We start from the raw sequence: 19,206 nt of genomic DNA, 5'->3' as shown, positions 1-19,206 counted from the left end.
TTACTGTTATTTAATTCATTGAAAAAATATTTTAAACACAAAACCTGCTATTTTTGTTATAAACCAAAACAGCAAAAATGGAAAAGGATTTTATGCTTCAGGCTATAAAGAAGGCCGAAGATAACGTAGCCCTGGGCGGCGGGCCTTTTGGGGCGGTAATAGTTAAAGACAACAAAATAGTAGCCATAGGCAATAACCGTGTAACCCTAACCAACGACCCTACGGCGCACGCCGAGGTTACCGCCATACGCGAAGCCTGCACAGCACTGGGCACATTTGACCTTAGCGGTTGCGAAATATACACCTCATGCGAGCCCTGCCCCATGTGCCTGTCGGCTATTTACTGGGCACGGATAGGTAAAATATACTACGGCAACACCAAGACCGATGCCAAAAACATAGGGTTTGACGACTCCTTTATTTACGACGAAATAGAAAAAAGCACAGCAGAAAGAACCATACCGGCGGTACAGTTTATGCCCGAAGAAGCCATAAAGGCATTCAAGCTATGGCAGGAAAAAGACGATAAAGTAAGGTACTAACAAGTATGAAAAAAGAAAAAACAAATGGTTTTGTGAGAATATTTTTCATAAAACCATTTGTTTTTAAACAGAATTGTTATATTTGTAATGCATCGTGCTTGTAAACCAACCCAAGTAGGATAAACAACCAAACCAAGATTTAGGCTTTTTGCGATGATTATGCCGTGAGAGCCTGATTAAAAACCAAACCAAAAATTATCAGAACGCACATCTGTTAATCAAAAAGGATTTATAGCGCATTGTTATGAAATACAATTTGCATGTATTCTTATGCTTTTCCGTGGCGTTTTATGAATTAAAAAATTAATCAATAATTCATTTAATATCAACCAATCATGAAAAACAAAAAAATGATTCTTATGGGTGCCATTGCTGCACTAACACTACTAACGTACAGCTGTAAAGGCGACAAAGACACTAAAGCCGCCGCCGAAACCGAAGCTGCCGCCGAAAAGCCACTGGTTTTTGCCGAATTTACAGACCTGGACCTTAGTGCCGAAGGTATACCCGTAGTAATAAAAGCTCCAAAGGATGCTAAAGTAATTAAGAGTACTACCGATGGCGAACTGTATGTTTACGGAGGCAAGTTATTTAAGCTTACCCTTGCAAAACGCGACGGATCGGCTGAAGACAACGTTTCTTTAATTAAAGAAATGACCACAGACAAGGAGCTTAACCCAAGCTTTGACAAACTAACCGTAGATGAGCCAACGGCTTTTGTAAAAGCAAAAAAAGACGGCGAGCTTTCGTTTACAGTGGGTGTTAATACTGCCGAAGGCTGTATAATTATACAGGAAGGAATGAGCTACGACCAAAATCCTGACCAGTTTAGCGATTACAGCCCCGCCGATGTGCAACTAATGTTTGACGCGGCAAAAACAGCTACCGCTAAACAATAACCCTTACTGTAGTATAAGGTTAAAAATATTTATTCATTGTAGCCGGTGTATGCGTACGCCGGCTCTTTTTTTTGTATCTGTTGTATTAAACAACTTCACAAAGTAGTAAAAACAAAAAAGCTTCATATTTCTATGAAGCTTTTGTACCTGGAGTGGGAATCGAACCCACACACCGTAGTACACGAGTTTGAGTCGTGCGCGTCTACCAATTCCGCCATCCAGGCTTATTGCATTAGCAATTTTAACGGTGCAAAAATAAAAAATTATCTTTAAAACAAGGAAAAATACAAGGTAAATTACTTTCCGTATAAAATTAAATTTCTAAATTTGCACCCTGTTTAGAAACAACACACACTAACAAACTACTAAACAGCAGATTAAAATGTCATACATTGAACCTGAAGCTAAGATATTTTCGTGCTCACAAAGCACCTATCTGGCCGAAAAGATAGCCGCAAGCTACGGCATCCCTTTAGGAAAGGTATCGCTTTCGCATTACAGCGATGGAGAATTTCAACCTTCGTTTGAGGAATCTATAAGGGGACTAAGGGTATTTTTAGTATGCTCTACCTTCCCGAGCTCAGACAACCTTATGGAACTGCTACTAATGATAGATGCAGCCAAAAGGGCTTCGGCAAGGCACATTACCGCAGTAATACCTTACTTCGGGTGGGCAAGGCAAGACCGTAAAGACAAGCCTCGTGTACCAATAGGAGCTAAGCTTGTTGCTAAATTATTAGAATCGGCAGGTGCTACCAGGATAATGACCATGGACCTGCACGCAGACCAGATACAAGGATTTTTTGAGAAACCGGTAGACCACCTGTTTGCATCAACCATCTTTGTACCACACATTAAGGCGCTTAACCTGGACAACCTTACCATAGCCTCACCGGATATGGGTGGTAGTAAAAGGGCTTACGCTTACTCTAAGTTTCTGGGCAGCGACGTAGTAATATGCTACAAGCAGCGTAAGGAAGCTAACAAGATTGAAACAATGGAGCTGATAGGCGACGTTAAAGGTCGAAACATCATATTAATAGACGATATGATAGACACCGGCGGAACGCTAGCCAAGGCTGCCGACCTGATGATGGAAAAAGGTGCACTTAGCGTACGCGCTATATGTACACATGCCATACTAAGCGGCGGGGCTTACGAAAAAATAGAAAACTCGCAGCTGAAGGAGCTTATAGTTACCGACAGTATTCCACTTAAGAAGGAAACCCCTAAAATTAAGGTGGTAAGCTGCGCAGGCCTGTTTGCCGAGGTAATGCACATGGTACAAAACAACGTATCTATAAGCGGCAAGTTTTTACAGTAGTAACTTATTTTATTAATTATATAATTATTTCAAATGAAATCAATTACGATCAAAGGATCTGAAAGAGAAAGCGTGGGTAAAGCGGCAACGCGTGCAGCACGTAATGCTGGAATGGTTCCTTGCGTGTTATACGGAGGAGAACAACCAGTACACTTTACAGCTGAAGATAAGGCATTTAAAAGCCTTGTGTACACTCCAAACGTACACACAGTTGTAATTGAACTTGCTAACGGCGCTTCTTACAACGCTATCCTGCAAGACATTCAGTTTGACCCGGTATCAGACAAAATCCTTCACATTGACTTCTACCAGCTACACGCTGATAAAGAAATCACTATGGAAGTTCCTGTAAAAGTTGTAGGTAACTCTAAAGGTGTAATGGCCGGTGGTGTACTACGTCTTAACCAACGTAAACTTAAAGTACGTGCTCTTCCTGCTAACCTGCCAGACTTCATTGAGGCTGACATCACTGAGCTAGAGATGGGTAACAAACTTTACATCACTAAACTTCCTCAGGACGGTTACAAACTACTTCAGCCAGATAACACTGTTATCGCTCAGGTACGTATTTCTCGTGCGGCTATGAAAGCTGCTCAAGAAGCTGCAAAAGCTGCAAAAGCTCCTGCAAAAGGAAAGAAAAAATAATTTTATCTTTTCGATATACCAAAAGCGTCCTCAAAAGGGGACGCTTTTTTTTATGCCCCTATTTTATAACTTGTAACACAGAGAAGCTATTACCCAAAGTTTCCCTAAGGAAGTGCAAAGTCTGCCAAAGTCTTTAATCATTTTAGTGAAGCACACAGAGCATATCTTCGGAATGCGAGAAATACGTAAAACTTCCAAGTTCTTCCATGTCGACCGAAGCGCAGCAAAGTGGAGACATCTCAAAACCCCTACAACGTTTTCCGGCACCACCCCACACCAATCCTAAGGAAATCTTAATAATTCCCCGTTTTATTGGCACCATCTTTGGCATATCTTTGCCAGAGTTTTATACGTAAAGGGCAATTAACGTTAAAACAGCGGAATACATATATCCCGTTTTTTTCAGCAAATGCCCCCTCTGTAAAAACACCGGTTTAAAAATTTCGTGACCCGATGAAAAAATTGTTTGTAAAATATTTAACCTACCTGGTACTTGTACTGGTTACTGTATGCGGAAAGCTGCATGCACACACCGGCTACAGTAACCTACTGGTTAAAGACACTTTACAGGCTACACAAAGCATCTTTACAAACGAATCTCAAAAAACAACCACCCTTACCGAGGCGTCTTACAAAACAACCGTTTTTGAAACCGTTAAAGCCTTTGATAAAGTAGACCCTACTGATACCGAGGAAGAGGAAGACGAGCTAAGCGCTTTTAAAGCACTTACATTTAAAAAACTTGCTGCCATAAGCGGCAACTACACCCCTGCTTACAACCTGCTTGTACCGGCAGACGCATATACATTTACCACACTACAAAGCTTGCATACCTGCAGGCTGTTTTTATTTATACCGTCGGGTAAATGGCACATACTGTTTAGCGTTTTCCGCATTTGATTTTACCCTAACCCGGGCTGTACGCACCGTTGTATACACCGCCCTTTATACGCCACAGCGTATCTTATCCTGTAATACCATACAGTATCCTATAAAAATTTATTGAGAAAGTTGAATTGCATTAAAAAGCGAGTTATTATGAAGAAATTTGTAATGATAATGGGGGTATGTACCCTGTTATTTAATACCAGCTGCCAAAAGAAAGAAGAAGAAAAGGCAGAAGAGACGAAATTTTTAGTTACTAACCCTTTAGTAAAGGACACCACCATTACTAAAGACTATGTAGGACAAATTAAGTCCATACGCCACATAGAACTGCGTGCGCAGGAACACGGTTATGTAGAAAAAATCTTTATCGATGAAGGTCAGCACGTAAAGCAGGGGCAGTTACTTTTCCAGATTATGCCAAACTTATACAGGGCCGAAATGGAAAAAGCAGAAGCTGAGGCAAGCTATGCTGAAATAGAATACAAAAACACCAAAAGGCTTGCCGAAACCAATGTAGTAGCTCCTAACGAGCTGGCTATGGCCAAAGCTAAATGGGACAAGGCAAAAGCAGAGCTTAACCTTACAAAAGTGCACCTTCAGTTTACTGAAATACGCGCTCCGTTTGATGGTATTATAGACCGTTTCCACGTAAGGCTGGGTAGCCTTGTAGAAGAAGGCGACCTGCTTACAGAACTGTCTGACAACAGCCAGATGTGGGTATACTTTAACGTACCTGAAGCAGAATACCTTGACTACAAAACGGCGCTTTACAACGCTAAAGACAAAGTAAAAGTGGGCCTTAAAATGGCAAACGGAAAAGAGTTTAACCACAAAGGTGTGGTAGAAACCATAGAGGCCGACTTTAATAACGAAACCGGTAACATAGCATTTAGGGCCACCTACCCTAACCCTGAAGGACTGCTAAGGCATGGTGAAACCGGTAATGTGGAAATGACACAACCATACAAAAACGCTATGCTTATCCCTCAGAAAGCTACATTTGAAGTACTTGAGAAAAAGTATGTGTATGTTATAGACAAGAACAACGAGGTTAAATCACGTGAAGTTACCATTGCTGCCGAGATTCCGCACATATTTATTATAAGCAAAGGGCTTAACACAGGCGACAAAATCCTTCTTGAAGGCTTGCGTCTTGTAAAAGAAAACGAGAAGATAGAGTACACCCTGGAAAAACCGGAAAAAGTACTATCGCACCTGGAGCTTTATGCTGAATAAACGTGTAATTTAAAAACGAGAAAGCAATGTTCACTAAATTCATACAAAGGCCTGTATTTGCAATCGTAATTTCTATTATGATTGTGTTTATGGGTGTGCTGGCAATAGTACAATTGCCCACAGCGCAGTTCCCCGAAATTGCGCCTACTACAGTAAACATATTTATTACCTACCCCGGCGCAAGTGCTGATGTACTTGTAAAGTCTACCCTTATTACCCTTGAAAACTCTATAAACGGTGTTCAGGACATGAGGTATATGGCTACAGATGCTACCAGTGCCGGTGAAGCTACCCTAAGGATTATCTTTGAACCCGGAACCGACCCTAACCAGGCGGTAATCAGGGTAAAAACCAGGGTAGACCAAGTAATGCCGCTGCTACCGGAACTGGTACAGCGTGAGGGTGTGGTTATCACCCCTATTCAGCCGAGTATGCTTATGTACGTAAACTTATACTCTACGGATAAAAACATGGACGAAAAGTTCTTGTATAACTATGCTAACGTAAACATGCTTCCTGAAATTAACAGGATTAAGGGTGTGGGACGTAGCCAGATTCTTGGTTCAAGGATATATGCTATGCGTATATGGCTGGACCCGGAGCGCATGAGGGCATACAACGTATCTACCGAAGAGGTAATGGAAGCGCTGGGTGAGCAGAGTATCATAGGCCGTCCGGGACGTATAGGCCAAAGTTCGGGTATTGCAGCACAGTCGCTGGAATACGTACTTACCTACAAAGGGCAGTTTAACACCCCTGAGCAGTACAACAACGTAATTATACGCGCCAATGCTAATGGTGAAGCCATAAAGCTGAAAGACATAGGCCGTGCAGAGCTTAACGCCGAATTCTTTGATATTTACTCAGACCTTGACGGGCACCCGTCTGCGTCTATTGTACTTAAACAAAACTACGGTAGTAACGCTAACGAGGTTATTGAAAGGGTAAAAGTGAAACTTGAGGAAATGAAAAAATCATTCCCTCCGGGAGTAAACTACAAAATTAGCTACGACGTATCTAAGTTCCTTGATGCTTCAATAGAACAGGTTATAGACACCCTACGCGATGCGTTTATCCTTGTGGCGCTTGTGGTATTTGTATTCCTGGGCGACTGGAGGTCTACGCTTATCCCTATCCTTGCGGTACCGGTATCACTGGTGGGTGCATTCTTTGTAATACAGTTCTTTGGTATCTCTATAAACCTTGTAACGCTGTTTGCGCTTGTACTTGCTATTGGTATTGTGGTAGACGACGCCATTGTGGTGGTAGAGGCCGTACACGCCAAGTTTGAGGAAATTCCGCACATATCGCCATACAACGCAGTACGTTTAGTACTTGGCGAAATCAGTGGTGCAATTATAGCTATTACAGCGGTAATGGTTTCGGTATTCATCCCTATCTCGTTTATGAGCGGGCCGGTGGGTACCTTCTACCGCCAGTTCTCTATTACCATGGCCAGTTCCATTGTTATCTCGGCCATCATTGCGCTTACGCTTACTCCGGTACTTTGTGCCATGCTGCTTAAAAACCACCACGGTCATGAAAAGAAGAGTAACCTGTTTACACGTGCCATGGATGGCTTTAACCGCGGATTTGACAAACTTACAGGCAGGTATGTAGCCGTACTGAAAAGAATTGTAAGCCTAAGGACGTTTACTTTTATTGTACTGCTTGCCTTCTGTGCCGGTACATACTTTATAAACAAAGTACTTCCATCTGGTTTCATACCAAGTGAAGACCAGGGTACCATCTACGCTATTATACAAACGCCTCCGGGGTCTACGCTTGAAACCACAAACCAGGTGTCGCAAAGGCTACTTAAAATTTGTGAGGAAACAGAAGGTGTAGAATCGGTAACATCACTTGCGGGTTACGAGATTATGACCGAAGGTCGTGGATCTAACGCCGGTACCTGTCTTATCAACCTTAAACCATGGGATGAAAGGTCTAAAAAGGTAACCGAAATCATGGAAGAACTTGAGGAAAAAACCAAGAACCTGGGTGCCAAAATTGAGTACTTTGAGCCACCTGCAATACCAGGTTTCGGTTCATCGGGCGGTTTCTCTATGCGTCTTCTTGATAAAAACACTACTACAGACTACCAGGATTTTGACAAAATAAACAAGCAGTTTATGGAAGAACTAGGCAAGCGTAAAGAACTTACCGGCCTGTTTACCTTCTTTGCTGCAAACTACCCTCAGTACGAGCTGGTAATAGACAACAACCTGGCCATGCAAAAAGGTGTATCTATAGGTAAGGCTATGGAAAACCTTAACATCCTTATTGGTAGTACATACGAGCAAGGCTTCATTAAGTTTAACCGTTTCTTTAAAGTATTCGTTCAGTCTGACCCTAAATTCAGGAGAATGCCATCGGATATCCTTAACCTTTTCGTGAAAAACGACCAGGGCGAAATGGTACCTTACTCAGCCTTTATGACACTTAAAAAAGGACAGGGGCCAAACGAGATTACACGTTATAACATGTACAACTCGGCTGCTATACAGGGTCTGCCTGCTAAAGGATATACTACCGCCGATGCTATTGCTGCAGTACGCGAAGTAGCCAAGAAACTACCTAAAGGATATGACATAGCATGGGAAGGTCTATCTTATGACGAGTCTAACCGTGGTAACGAGTCGCTATACATTTTCGGTATTGTACTTGCCTTCGTTTACTTTGTACTTGCTGCACAGTACGAAAGCTTTATTATTCCGCTTGCTGTAGTGTTCTCACTTCCGGTAGGTATCTTCGGTTCGTTCTTCCTGCTTAAAATGATGGGTCTGGAAAACAACATTTATGCACAAATTGGCCTCATCATGCTCGTGGGTCTGCTCGGTAAAAACGCGGTACTTATCGTGGAATTTGCGGTGCAGAAACGACACGAAGGGCTTAGCATACTCGATGCTGCCATAGAAGGCGCCAAGGTACGTTTCCGCCCTATCCTTATGACCTCGTTTGCGTTCATTGCCGGTCTTATACCACTTATCATTGCCAGCGGTGCAGGTGCTATTGGTAACCGTACACTGGGTTCTGCCGCACTGGGTGGTATGCTTTTCGGTACTGTATTCGGGGTACTTATTGTACCGGGCTTGTACTTTATATTTGGCAAGCTTGCAGACGGAAGGAAGCTGATTAAGTACGAAGATGAAAATCCGCTTTCAGAACACCTTGCTCATGCTATTGATGATTTTAAAGAAGTAGACGAAACCGAATAACCATGCAAAAGAACATCATATATAAAAGCCTTGCCGCAACTATGGTTGCGGCAGCCTTTACGGCCTGTAGCGTACCCGGCGTAGTACAGAAGGCAGAAAACAAAAACACCCCGGGCTCTTATACCAGTACTACAGTAACCGATACTACCAGTACCGCTACTGTAAAATGGAAAGAATATTTTACAGACCCTAACCTGCAGGAACTAATAAACACAGCACTGACTAATAACCAGGAGCTAAACATTACCCTACAGGAAATAGAAATTGCAAAAAGCGAAGTACGTGCCCGTAAAGGGGAATACCTTCCGTTTGTAGGCGTAGGTGCCGGAGCCGATGTTACCAAGGCATCGCGCTATACCACCCAGGGCGCACTGGAACGCAACATAGACATAGTAGACGGTAAAGAAAACCCTGAACCACTACAAAACTATGGCGCCAGCCTGCGTGCCGACTGGGAAATAGACGTATGGGGTAAACTGCACAATGCCAAAAGAGCGGCAGTAAGCAGGTACCTGGCCTCTGTAGAAGGTAAAAACTTTATGGTAACTAACCTTGTGGCAGAAATAGCTAACTCGTACTACGAGCTACTGGCACTGGATAACCAGCTGCAACTGGTAAACCAGAACATACAGATACAAACAAACGCGCTTGAAATTGTAAAGCTGCAAAAAGAGTCGGCCCGTGTTACTGAGCTTGCCGTAAAACGTTTCCAGGCACAGGTGCTAAACACACAAAGCCTACAGTACGAAATAAAGCAGAAGATAGTTGAAGCAGAAAACCGCATTAACTTCCTTGTAGGCCGTTTCCCTCAGCCTGTAAAACGCAGCACTGATGCCTTTGCTACACTAATGCCAAACATTGTAAAATCGGGCATACCGTCTCAGCTATTGGCTAACCGCCCAGACATTAAGCAGGCCGAAATGGAACTTGCAGCGTCTAAGCTTGACATAAAAGTAGCCAAAGCGCGCTTTTACCCAAGCCTTAGCATCTCTGGCGGTTTAGGCTACCAGGCGTTTAACCCAAGCTACCTTATAAAGCCGCAGTCTATTATTTATACACTGGCAGGCGAGCTTGCAGCACCGCTTATTAACAGGAACGCCATTAAGGCAGCTTACATAAGCGCTAATGCTAAGCAGGTACAGGCAGCCTATAACTACGAGCAGAAAATACTGAACGCGTATATAGAGGTGGCTAACCAAATGAGCAAAATAGACAACCTGCAAAACAGCTACAGCCTGAAAGCGCAGGAAGTGGATGCCCTTACACAGTCGATAAACATATCTAACGACCTGTTTAAATCGGCACGTGCCGACTATATGGAAGTATTGATGACACAGCGCGATGCACTGGAGTCTAAATTTGACCTTATAGAAACAAAAATGCAGCAAATGAACGCCATGGTAAACATCTACCGCGCACTGGGCGGTGGGTGGAATTAATGCAAATACTTTCTCATACACAGTAGAGGCCCCCTGAGCAATCAGGGGGTTTCTTTTTTTACGGGTCCGGTTTATCTTGACAAAAAATTCATACATTAGCAAGACTAAAAAAACCAAGCAATTATGAAAACACCTACCCCACTTTACCTGTTAGCCATTGCCGTTACCCTACTTTCTGCACAATACATAAGTGCTCAAACCACAAGCATCCCCGACCCAAAATTTGAGCAGCAGCTTATAAATCTTGGCATAGACAGCGATGGTGTAACCAACGGGCAAATAGCCACAGCCGATGCTGAAGCTGTTACAGAACTAATAATTAGTCCACAACCCATGGTTTATCCTGATGATTATATCAGTAATGTTACCGGTATTGAAGCCTTTATCAACCTTGAAAAACTAACTATAGGCAACACCTTAATAGAATCGCTTAACGTAAGTACAATGTCTGGGCTTAAATATTTAGACTGTAGCGGGAATATGCTTACACAACTTGATGTTTCGGCAAATCCCCTTTTAGAATATTTGTATATATCATCGGGTGGCGATGTATATCCGTTTAACAGTTTCACCGAAATAGACCTGAGCAATAATCCAAATATCAAATACCTTTATGCAGATGGCGGCCTTAATTACATCAACCTGAAAAACGGGAACAACAATCCTGATATGCAAATAATTGTAGGCTATCCTTTCCCTGTAGAAGGAACACTAAGCGTATGCATAGAAATAGACGATGAAGACGTGGCACAGGCCGGGCAATACCCCTATTCTGAGTGGAATGTGTACGGATACAGCATGACCTATGGCTATACCGAATCGTGCACTATGGGAGTTAAAACCAATACGAAGCTACGGGCAGCGCTATATCCTAACCCTGCCACTGATGTACTCCACATTAGTTTAGGCAATACAGCGGCAGATAATGTAAAGTTGCTTGATATTTCGGGCAGGCTTGTTCGCGAATTCAGCAACCCGCAGGATAACACCATAAATGTTTCGGGATTAGATAAGGGCGTGTATATGGTGGTTATAGCTTCGGGCAATAGTGCGGTAACAAAAAAGGTGGTAGTGGAGTAGTTTACCTTTTTCACCCGCTTGCCTCCGCTTACCGCAAATCTGTTATCTTTGTCCCATGAAATGGCTTACCAATATATTTAGCGGTAAAAAAGAAATAGAACCTGTAGACCCGATGAAAAAATTCCTTATCGCGGGCCTGGGAAATCCGGGTGCCGAATATGTAAACACGCGCCACAACATAGGCTTTAAAATACTGGACCGTATAGTGCAGCAGGAAAACCTGAGCTGGGAAACTGCCAAGCTGGGCCAGGTAGCCGAGTACAAGCTGAAAGGCCGTACCCTGATACTGCTAAAGCCAAACACCTACATGAACCTGAGCGGCAAGGCGGTAAAATACTGGCTGGACAAAGAAAACATACCCAAAGAAAACCTGCTTGTGGTTACTGATGACCTTAATATACCCTTTGGTACCCTTCGTATAAAAGCCAAAGGCAGCGACGGCGGCCATAACGGGCTTAAGAACATTCAACTAATACTGAACAGTGCCGACTATCCACGTTTCCGATTCGGGATAACAGACGCCTTTAAAAAGGGCCAGCAGGTAAACTATGTGCTGGGCGAATGGAGCGATGAGGAAAAAACCACCCTTAGCGAACGCCTGGACAAATCGGCTGATGCCATACGCGAGTTTGCCTTATCGGGCATAGCCAATACCATGAGCACTTTTAACGGAAAATAATACATCTGTAAAATATACTCCGGGCGATGCCCGTTTAAAATAAAAAATGGCGCCCTTTTCGGGGCGCCATTCTGTTTTATATAGCGGGAGTGAATTACTTCACTACTACTTTACGGGTTTCGCTACGGTTACCGTCCTGTACAGTTACAAGGTACACACCATTTTGCACATTATTAAGGTTTATATCTGTTAAAAAAGCACCAGTGTTTTTAAAATCATTGCTATATACCTGCCTACCTGCCAGATCGTACACGCAAACATGTATATCATTATTGGTTAGCGAGTTAAAAGAAACTGTAAAAGATCCATTGTTTGGATTAGGAAATACTTCAAACTTATCTGGGGAAGTATTTTCTGGCGTTGAAAGAGATCCAGGTAATAAAGTTGTACAAAAATTTAAAGACCAACTGTTGATGAACCCACCATTACCCCCTACCAAATCTTCTACCTCTAATGTCCAGAAACCTTGCGGAAGGTTATATAGCGTTTGAAAACTTAACCGGACATCTCCGGAAATACCATTGTTACTACTGCAATCTATATCGGCTCCTGAATAATTAAATTGCGCGTCTATATTTTCTCCTCCACCACAACCATTATACAAAACCCAAACATCCCCCTGCGGTGAAACAACTTTAACCCTAAGTTCCTCTATATTCGGATGGGCAATATTGACATCAACGCTAAACAACTGATAAATTGCAGGAGTATAGCTTGGCACAGGAAAATATGCTGTAGAAGTTACAGTTGCAGGATAAGCTGCCGGAATTTCAACCGGAATATCAGATGAGGCATAGCTATTACATTCAGTTGAGCTTGCTACAAATGTATGTGTTGGATAAGTAACAGAGCAACCATCGGTAAATCTAAGTCGCCAATAATAAGTTTCATCTACCACAAAAGACATCTCAGGCAAATAGCTAACATAATCCATATAAATTCCAGAAATCTGAGGGTTAGGAGGAAGAGAACTTAAAGTCGCAGACTCAAGAATATTTTCAAAATTCATATCGCTGGCAATTTCAAGGGTAACATCTATAGGTTCTGTACCAAAGACCTGACCTGTATAATAGGCGATATCAATATACCAAACAAAAGGAAACTTAGTAGGTGCTATTCCTTGTGTAAATGATTGCGTTTGATTATTTATATATATATTATGATATTTTAAACAGATGTATAATTTGATAGTTTTAACTATATTACCAGACATAGCCATTATGGTAACAGGATACATGGATGGTCCATACATAGCAAATCCGCTAAGCTCTATATGCACGATACCGCTTTCTTGAATCGTTGAATTAAATGACGCAGTAAATTGACTGTTTGTAGCAATACTAATAACCGTTTCATTGCTAAAACCGTTTAAGGCTTGATACTCTATATCAAAACTCACATCATCTTGGCAAAACATTATAGTTCTTTCATCAGTGTAATTCAATGTGAAATCAGCACCTGCTGCTGTGATGATAAAATCATTATCCGATGCATCAGAAAATGAATCATCATTATATTTCCTCACTTTTATCTTGTTTGCAACACCGGCAATATCCGGAATTATAACCATTTCTGACCCATCATTGGGCACTTTTAAGGCAAGGGGTTCAGTATAAGTAACACCTCCATCGGTAGATAACAAAATATCAACATACGGTACATCATTAGCAGTATTGGCCACATTCCATAATATGGTATGCTGTGAAGCACCTTGCCACTGCAAACTACTGTTTGGCGATATTATAGCAAAATCCGCAGGTGCCTGTGAATAGGCTGCAGAAAAAAAAATCATGTAGATAAAAAGGATTTGTATTACTGTCTTCATAATTGGATTGATTTAAAGCTAATTTATTATTTATTTTTAAATTAGACCAAAAAGCTACCACAAACTAACAAAAATGGCGCCCTTTGCGGGGCGCCATTCTGTCTTATATAGCGGGAGTGAATTATTTCACTACTACTTTACGGGTTTCGCTGCGGTTACCATCTTGTACGGTTACAAGATATACACCCTGCTCAGCATTGTTAAGGTTAACAGTACCCGATACAAGACCGGTGTTGTCAAACTTGTTGTTGTATACAAGCCTGCCACGTATATCGTGTACCATTACAAGCACATCGTTTTGGCTTTGAGATGTAAACTGTACTGTAAACGAACCGTTGTTAGGGTTAGGGTACAGTGTAAAATCAGTAAGGCCGTAATCTGCAATAGCAGCAGTAACCTGTTGTGTACAAATTTCAAGCGACCAGTTGTTAATGGTACCGGTATCGCCACTGTAAGTATCCCTTACACGCAGCCTCCAGTTACCGTTTAGCGAAGTAGCGTTGTTAAACGCAGAAAGCACTGACTGTGGCTTGTATGTACCTGTTGTAGGAGTATCGCAAGTTACATCGCTACCACTGTCGCTAAAAGTAACGTCTATATCCTGGTTGCTGGTACACTGCTGGTTCCATAGGCTTACCGATGTACCTGCAGGGTTAACTGCATTAATAATAAGGTCGCTTACATAAGTATGCGTAGCATTAACATACACATTTACTGCAGATATAGTACCTGTAAGGCCAGATACCGCAAGGGTTTGGCTTGTATATGCAGAACCGTTATCAGGAATAGTAAGACCGGTACTGTTAGTAAATGTATTACAATTAGTAACTACTGTATATCCTATAGGGAAGTTCTTTTGGTTAAGGGCATAGAATACGTTACCCACACTCTGTACCATGATACGGCAGTTAGTACCCGAAGCACCAGAAGGTACGGTAATAGTTTCGCTACCATCATTATCTGTAGCTGATGCAAGTGTGTATGCCCATGTTTCGCCACCGTCTGTAGAAAGTAGTATGTTTACCTGAGATACGTTAATGTTGTTAGCTGTAGTACCTGCCACATCCCATGTTACGGTTTGCTGGCTGTTTAAAGCCCATGAAGTATCGGCATCGTTTTGAGAGGTAACCTGGAACGGACCTACGCTCTTTACAACAATGTTTACGTTATCATATTTAGTTTGTCCGCCACCATCGGCATTATCCCTACCGGTTAGCGTAAAAATAAGCGTCCTGGCCACACCAGATACACTTTCCCAGTTTGATGTAAGCGTGTTGCTTAATACACTGCTGTATGCAGGGAAATAACGTGTAGGAGACGATGTAGGAGGTAATGAACGGAATATAGGACCTGCAGTTTTAGTGGTTAGTGCAAAACTGTTATCACCTGAAGTACTGTTAGAACCCGGGTTGTTTTGTTCCCAGCAGTACGTAATGTTTGAAGGGTTGTTTGCAGTATTGGCAGCAGTAAGCACAAAAGCAGTACCTTTTGGTATGCTGTAAGTAGAACCTGCGTCTACTGTAAAATCAGCATTTGTAAGATCTATAGTTACAGGGCAGCTTTTAGTACTCAGGTTATACTGAATTTGGTACAGGTTGCTGTATGTAAAATAGTCGTCAGAGTGTGCTTGTATATCGGTAGTACCTGTTATACCAGCATAGCCCATAATGGTGCTTCCGCTACCAGGCTCAGTCTGTGCAGATATACCTGCTGTTCCGGTACCTTCCCAGCTAAAAGTAAACGAGTGGTTTGCACCAAGCTGGTGGCCCATTTCGTGTGCTACGTAGTCAATATCAAACGTATCACCCTCAGGTATACCATCGGAAGGAGAAGTAATACCACTACCTTTTTGGTTGTTAGTACACACACAACCTATACAGCCTGCGTTACCACCACCACCAGTTTTACCAAAAAGGTGACCTATATCATAGTTAGCCTCACCAATAACGCTGGTAAGTGTAGCCTGTAGCTCATCATTCCAGTTACCCATAGACGAAGCATTAGAATAAGGATCTGATGAAGCCGTAGTGTAGATAATGTCCGTTTCGTTGTCTATCATTATAAGGTTTACCGCAAGATCCAGCTCATACACACCGTTTACACGGGTCATGGTAGCGTTCATAGCAGCAAGAGCACCTGTAGCGCCACCAAAGTAAGCACCGTACTCACCTGTACAAGACAGCGCAAGCCTAAGTGTTTTAAACTGCATAGTGTTAGACAGTGCCGATTTATTGGCAAGGTTTTGCGACGCTTTTAAAAGGCTCATGTCTTCCTGGGTAGTACAGGTAAACGGCAGAGCACCTTTTTTGCGTTTTGCACCCGAATTAAATAGTGCATATACTTCGCTTTGGCTGGTATACGGCTCTATAAATTCTGTTTTTTTGTCAGCCCTTAGTACCATAGTTTGTACTCCTGCAGGAGAAATACTAAGCCTTACGTGAGCTGTAGGGTCGTCTATACCCTGACCTGAATACGAGCGTATTTCAGGAAATTGCGCCTGTAGTGCCGGCGAAAAGTTAGACGCTTCCACAACTTTAAAACGTTCTGTAGTACCATCTACAGCAGGTAGGGTAATTACTACACCCTGTTGTCCTGTAAAACGTTGTGGTGCTGTAGCCAGTATGGTTTTTAGGCCAGCAACATCAAGTGTAACCAAAGTAATATTCTTTGCTTCGCTAAAAGCCGGCTTCACCTCGCCCATTGCAGCCGCCCGTTCAGGAGTAACGGTTGCCCACAGGCTTTTGGTTTGCGCATACCCAGCTGTTAGTCCCAGCATAGCGGTTACACATAATAGGAATTGTTTTTTCATTACATTAATAGTGTTTAGGTAATCAATAGGGGGCAAAGATAACAGATTATTAACGTTTTTCGGCGACACATTTCGTACAATTCACCGACAAATTATGTTAAATTTGAAGGTTTTAGGTAATTATTGCATTCTTACAAAATGAATATTGAGGCAATAACTTAAATTTGCCACTATAACAAGAAAAAAGATTTTGAGGGTCTACAACGATATAATGGATTTTGCCCACAAAGCAAAAACCGTAGTTACACTGGGTACTTTTGACGGTGTACACACAGGGCACAAAATACTACTGCATAGGCTTAGCCAGGCATCGGCAGCACTGCAATGCGAAAGCGTGGTACTTACATTTTTTCCGCATCCGCGTATGGTACTGCAACAAGGCAGCGAATTTAAGCTGCTGAATACAATGACCGAAAAAGCCGCATTACTGGAAGCCGAAGGTGTAGACAACCTTATAATACATCCTTTCAGCCTTGAATTTTCCAGGCTTACCGCCGAAGAGTTTGTAAAAGACATACTGGTAGATAAGCTGAACGTAGCCAAAATAATAATAGGCCACGACCACCGTTTTGGGCGAAACCGCACGGCTGACACCCAGGATTTAATAGAAATGGGTAAGGAATATGGTTTTGAAGTAGAACAAATTTCGGCATACGAAGTGCAGCAAACCCCTGTAAGCTCTACCAAGGTGCGCAATGCACTGGCTACCGGAAACATTCAGCTGGCAAATGAATTTTTGGGTTACCCCTACTTTATAACCGGTACCGTAACACAGGGCAAGCAGCTGGGCCGCACTATAGGTTTCCCTACTGCCAATATAAAACCCCTTGAAGACTACAAACTGATACCTGCCAATGGCGTATACACCGCATCTGCCGAAATAAACGGAAAAACGGTTTACGGCATGCTGAATATAGGCGTGCGCCCCACTGTTGATGGTACGTACCAAACCATAGAGGTAAACTTCTTTGATTTTGATGCCGACATATACAATGCAGAGATAAAACTGAACCTGCACAGCCGCCTGCGCGACGAACAGAAATTCCCCTCGCTGGATGCCCTGAAAGCCCAGCTACACAACGACAAAGAAAACGCTACTGCCTATTTTAAAAACCTATGAGAAAATTCCTGTACGGGCAAACGGATAATGCACCGCTGGTGCTCTTCAGGATATTCTTTGGTTTCCTTTTAGCCTGCGAAACCTTAGGGGCAGTGCTTACAGGCTGGGTAACGCAAAATTTTATTGAGCCAAAATTTACCTTCTCCCATATAGGTATGGAGTGGCTACAGCCCCTACCCGGCTACGGCATGTACATCTGCTTTATTATAATGTCGGTTTTAGGCATAATGGTTATGCTGGGGTACAAGTACCGTTTTAGCATAATTAGCTTTACAGTACTGTGGGCCGCGGTGTATTTTATGCAAAAAACATCGTACAACAACCACTACTACCTGCTGCTGCTTATAAGCCTTATAATGTGTTTTATGCCGGCTAACCGCTATAAAAGCATTGATGCCGCACAACACCCCGAAATTAAACAATACACCATGCCCGCGTGGTGCCGCTGGGTTATGGTGGCACAGATAAGCGCCGTGTACTTTTTTGCCACAATAGCTAAGCTTTACCCCGATTGGCTAAACGGCAGTTTTACACACCAGCTGTTAGCTAACGAGGCCGGAACCGGCATTACAGCCGAGGTTATTACCTCACAAGGCTTTGCCCTATTTATTGCATGGGCAGGCATAGCGTTTGATTTGCTTGTGGTGCCCCTTATGCTGTACAAACGCACCCGTACCATAGCACTCGTGGCATCGATTATCTTTCATGTATTTAACAGCATAAATTTAAAAATAGGCATCTTCCCGTTCTTTGCGCTTAGCTTTGCTGTTTTCCTGTACCCGCCTGCCACTATAAGCAGAATCTTTTTTAAGCATAAACCCCGCATAGTTACCGATGTGCCCTATACAGGACAAACCGTGTTCCGGTATTTCTTTGTACCCTATCTTTTACTTCAGTTATTCCTCCCTTTGCGACATTACTTTATAAAAGGCGATGTACTGTGGACGGAAGAAGGCCACCGGCTAAGCTGGCGCATGATGCTGCGCAGCAGGACCGGACACACTAACTTTGAAATAAAAGACAAAGCCACCGGCAAAGAACTGCGCTATAACCTTATAGACAACCTTACCCCGAAACAGCTACAGGTTATGGCTGCCCACCCCGACATGATTTGGCAAATGGCGCAGCGTATAAAAAAGCACTTTGCAGCAAAGGGTATAGAAGCTGCGGTGTATGCACACAGCGAAACATCGGTAAATCAAGGAGAGTACCGTGCACTTATAAACCCCAAAACCGACCTGGCTTCGGCAGACTACCATTACTTCGGCCATGCACCGTGGATACTACTGTATGAAGAAGATTAAAGAATCGTAACAGATTTAGATATTCTTTAACCACATCACAGTCAAAGTATTAAACTTGTATTAATTATTATTGCTTTCCGGGGTTTAATAGGTAAATTCGAAGAAGGAATGAGCAGCACCCCTTATGGGGCTATCGTATAGCACAAGTCACTTTGTGGGCTTATTTAGCTTTCCAAAGGAAAGCCTTCGTGTCCATAT

The 19,206-nt window shown here is 42.7% G+C and carries 14 protein-coding genes and 1 tRNA gene; 12 read left to right on the top strand and 3 right to left on the bottom strand.

The genetic code is table 11. The annotated features are described in order from the left end of the window. The first annotated feature begins 77 nt into the window (after positions 1 to 77). Both ACLI1A_RS00325 and ACLI1A_RS00320 read left to right on the top strand, forming a co-directional pair. Positions 78 to 542, top strand: coding sequence for a nucleoside deaminase (locus ACLI1A_RS00325; protein ID WP_411404898.1), 465 nt, complete (start codon positions 78 to 80; stop codon positions 540 to 542). Positions 543 to 877: 335 nt separating this feature from the next. Then, the gene (locus tag ACLI1A_RS00320) at positions 878 to 1,441 is read left to right on the top strand and encodes a hypothetical protein (protein ID WP_411404896.1); all 564 of its coding nucleotides are present in this window, start codon (positions 878 to 880) and stop codon (positions 1,439 to 1,441) included. Positions 1,442 to 1,585: 144 nt separating this feature from the next. On the opposite strand, the gene ACLI1A_RS00315 is transcribed toward ACLI1A_RS00320, so the two are convergent. Continuing rightward, positions 1,586 to 1,665, bottom strand: a tRNA-Leu gene (locus tag ACLI1A_RS00315). Between the two features lie 158 nt (positions 1,666 to 1,823). Between ACLI1A_RS00315 and ACLI1A_RS00310 the strand changes: the two genes are divergently transcribed. From ACLI1A_RS00310 to pth, 8 genes are all read left to right on the top strand, one after another. Further along, positions 1,824 to 2,765 carry a ribose-phosphate pyrophosphokinase gene (locus ACLI1A_RS00310; protein WP_411404894.1) on the top strand — a complete coding sequence of 314 codons (942 nt, stop codon included), beginning with the start codon at positions 1,824 to 1,826 and terminating at the stop codon, positions 2,763 to 2,765. A gap of 33 nt (positions 2,766 to 2,798) precedes the next feature. After that, positions 2,799 to 3,410 (top strand): 50S ribosomal protein L25/general stress protein Ctc, encoded by a 612-nt coding sequence (locus ACLI1A_RS00305; RefSeq protein ID WP_411404892.1) that lies wholly within the window; start codon positions 2,799 to 2,801, stop codon positions 3,408 to 3,410. A 453-nt stretch (positions 3,411 to 3,863) separates the two neighbouring features. Beyond that, entirely contained in the window at positions 3,864 to 4,310 is a 447-nt protein-coding gene (locus ACLI1A_RS00300) for a hypothetical protein (RefSeq protein ID WP_411404890.1), read from the top strand. Between the two features lie 138 nt (positions 4,311 to 4,448). Next, entirely contained in the window at positions 4,449 to 5,534 is a 1,086-nt protein-coding gene (locus tag ACLI1A_RS00295) for an efflux RND transporter periplasmic adaptor subunit (RefSeq protein ID WP_411404888.1), read from the top strand. Between the two features lie 26 nt (positions 5,535 to 5,560). Then, positions 5,561 to 8,752: an efflux RND transporter permease subunit gene (locus tag ACLI1A_RS00290; protein WP_411404886.1), complete on the top strand. Its 3,192-nt coding sequence runs from the start codon at positions 5,561 to 5,563 to the stop codon at positions 8,750 to 8,752. 2 nt (positions 8,753 to 8,754) lie between these two features. After that, a complete protein-coding gene (locus ACLI1A_RS00285) occupies positions 8,755 to 10,191 on the top strand; it encodes a TolC family protein (RefSeq protein WP_411404884.1) in 1,437 nt (478 codons plus the stop codon). A 123-nt stretch (positions 10,192 to 10,314) separates the two neighbouring features. Beyond that, positions 10,315 to 11,271, top strand: coding sequence for a T9SS type A sorting domain-containing protein (locus ACLI1A_RS00280; RefSeq protein ID WP_411404882.1), 957 nt, complete (start codon positions 10,315 to 10,317; stop codon positions 11,269 to 11,271). 55 nt (positions 11,272 to 11,326) lie between these two features. Next, positions 11,327 to 11,950, top strand: coding sequence for an aminoacyl-tRNA hydrolase (gene pth, locus ACLI1A_RS00275; protein ID WP_411404880.1), 624 nt, complete (start codon positions 11,327 to 11,329; stop codon positions 11,948 to 11,950). A 94-nt stretch (positions 11,951 to 12,044) separates the two neighbouring features. Here the strand turns inward: pth and ACLI1A_RS00270 are convergent, their stop codons facing one another. Both ACLI1A_RS00270 and ACLI1A_RS00265 read right to left on the bottom strand, forming a co-directional pair. Beyond that, positions 12,045 to 13,775, bottom strand: a complete 1,731-nt coding sequence (locus tag ACLI1A_RS00270) for a T9SS type A sorting domain-containing protein (protein WP_411404878.1) — start codon at positions 13,773 to 13,775, stop codon at positions 12,045 to 12,047. Positions 13,776 to 13,896: 121 nt separating this feature from the next. Further along, positions 13,897 to 16,584 carry a reprolysin-like metallopeptidase gene (locus ACLI1A_RS00265; protein ID WP_411404876.1) on the bottom strand — a complete coding sequence of 896 codons (2,688 nt, stop codon included), beginning with the start codon at positions 16,582 to 16,584 and terminating at the stop codon, positions 13,897 to 13,899. A gap of 190 nt (positions 16,585 to 16,774) precedes the next feature. On the opposite strand from ACLI1A_RS00265, the gene ACLI1A_RS00260 reads away from it, so the two are divergent. Both ACLI1A_RS00260 and ACLI1A_RS00255 read left to right on the top strand, forming a co-directional pair. Beyond that, positions 16,775 to 17,704 (top strand): bifunctional riboflavin kinase/FAD synthetase, encoded by a 930-nt coding sequence (locus tag ACLI1A_RS00260; protein WP_411404874.1) that lies wholly within the window; start codon positions 16,775 to 16,777, stop codon positions 17,702 to 17,704. Further along, on the top strand, positions 17,701 to 19,008 hold the full coding sequence (locus tag ACLI1A_RS00255) for an HTTM domain-containing protein (RefSeq protein WP_411404872.1): 1,308 nt from the start codon (positions 17,701 to 17,703) through the stop codon (positions 19,006 to 19,008). The genes ACLI1A_RS00260 and ACLI1A_RS00255 overlap by 4 nt, the downstream gene beginning before the upstream one ends. The last annotated feature ends 198 nt before the right edge of the window (positions 19,009 to 19,206 follow it).

This window comes from Flavobacterium sp. RHBU_3 (genome assembly GCF_046613565.1).
GTDB lineage: Bacteria > Bacteroidota > Bacteroidia > Flavobacteriales > Flavobacteriaceae > Flavobacterium.
Note: the sequence above shows the minus strand (reverse complement) of the source record. Positions and strands in the feature narration are given on the sequence as shown.

Excerpts from the sequence above, each read along its gene's own strand:
- ACLI1A_RS00280 (WP_411404882.1), top strand. The coding sequence starts at position 10,315 with ATGAAAACACCTACCCCACTTTACCTGTTAGCCATTGCCGTTACCCTA.
- ACLI1A_RS00290 (WP_411404886.1), top strand. The coding sequence starts at position 5,561 with ATGTTCACTAAATTCATACAAAGGCCTGTATTTGCAATCGTAATTTCT.
- ACLI1A_RS00325 (WP_411404898.1), top strand. The coding sequence starts at position 78 with ATGGAAAAGGATTTTATGCTTCAGGCTATAAAGAAGGCCGAAGATAAC.
- ACLI1A_RS00270 (WP_411404878.1), bottom strand. The coding sequence starts at position 13,775 with ATGAAGACAGTAATACAAATCCTTTTTATCTACATGATTTTTTTTTCT.
- ACLI1A_RS00310 (WP_411404894.1), top strand. The coding sequence starts at position 1,824 with ATGTCATACATTGAACCTGAAGCTAAGATATTTTCGTGCTCACAAAGC.
- ACLI1A_RS00255 (WP_411404872.1), top strand. The coding sequence starts at position 17,701 with ATGAGAAAATTCCTGTACGGGCAAACGGATAATGCACCGCTGGTGCTC.
- ACLI1A_RS00285 (WP_411404884.1), top strand. The coding sequence starts at position 8,755 with ATGCAAAAGAACATCATATATAAAAGCCTTGCCGCAACTATGGTTGCG.
- ACLI1A_RS00295 (WP_411404888.1), top strand. The coding sequence starts at position 4,449 with ATGAAGAAATTTGTAATGATAATGGGGGTATGTACCCTGTTATTTAAT.
- pth (WP_411404880.1), top strand. The coding sequence starts at position 11,327 with ATGAAATGGCTTACCAATATATTTAGCGGTAAAAAAGAAATAGAACCT.
- ACLI1A_RS00320 (WP_411404896.1), top strand. The coding sequence starts at position 878 with ATGAAAAACAAAAAAATGATTCTTATGGGTGCCATTGCTGCACTAACA.
- ACLI1A_RS00265 (WP_411404876.1), bottom strand. The coding sequence starts at position 16,584 with ATGAAAAAACAATTCCTATTATGTGTAACCGCTATGCTGGGACTAACA.
- ACLI1A_RS00300 (WP_411404890.1), top strand. The coding sequence starts at position 3,864 with ATGAAAAAATTGTTTGTAAAATATTTAACCTACCTGGTACTTGTACTG.
- ACLI1A_RS00305 (WP_411404892.1), top strand. The coding sequence starts at position 2,799 with ATGAAATCAATTACGATCAAAGGATCTGAAAGAGAAAGCGTGGGTAAA.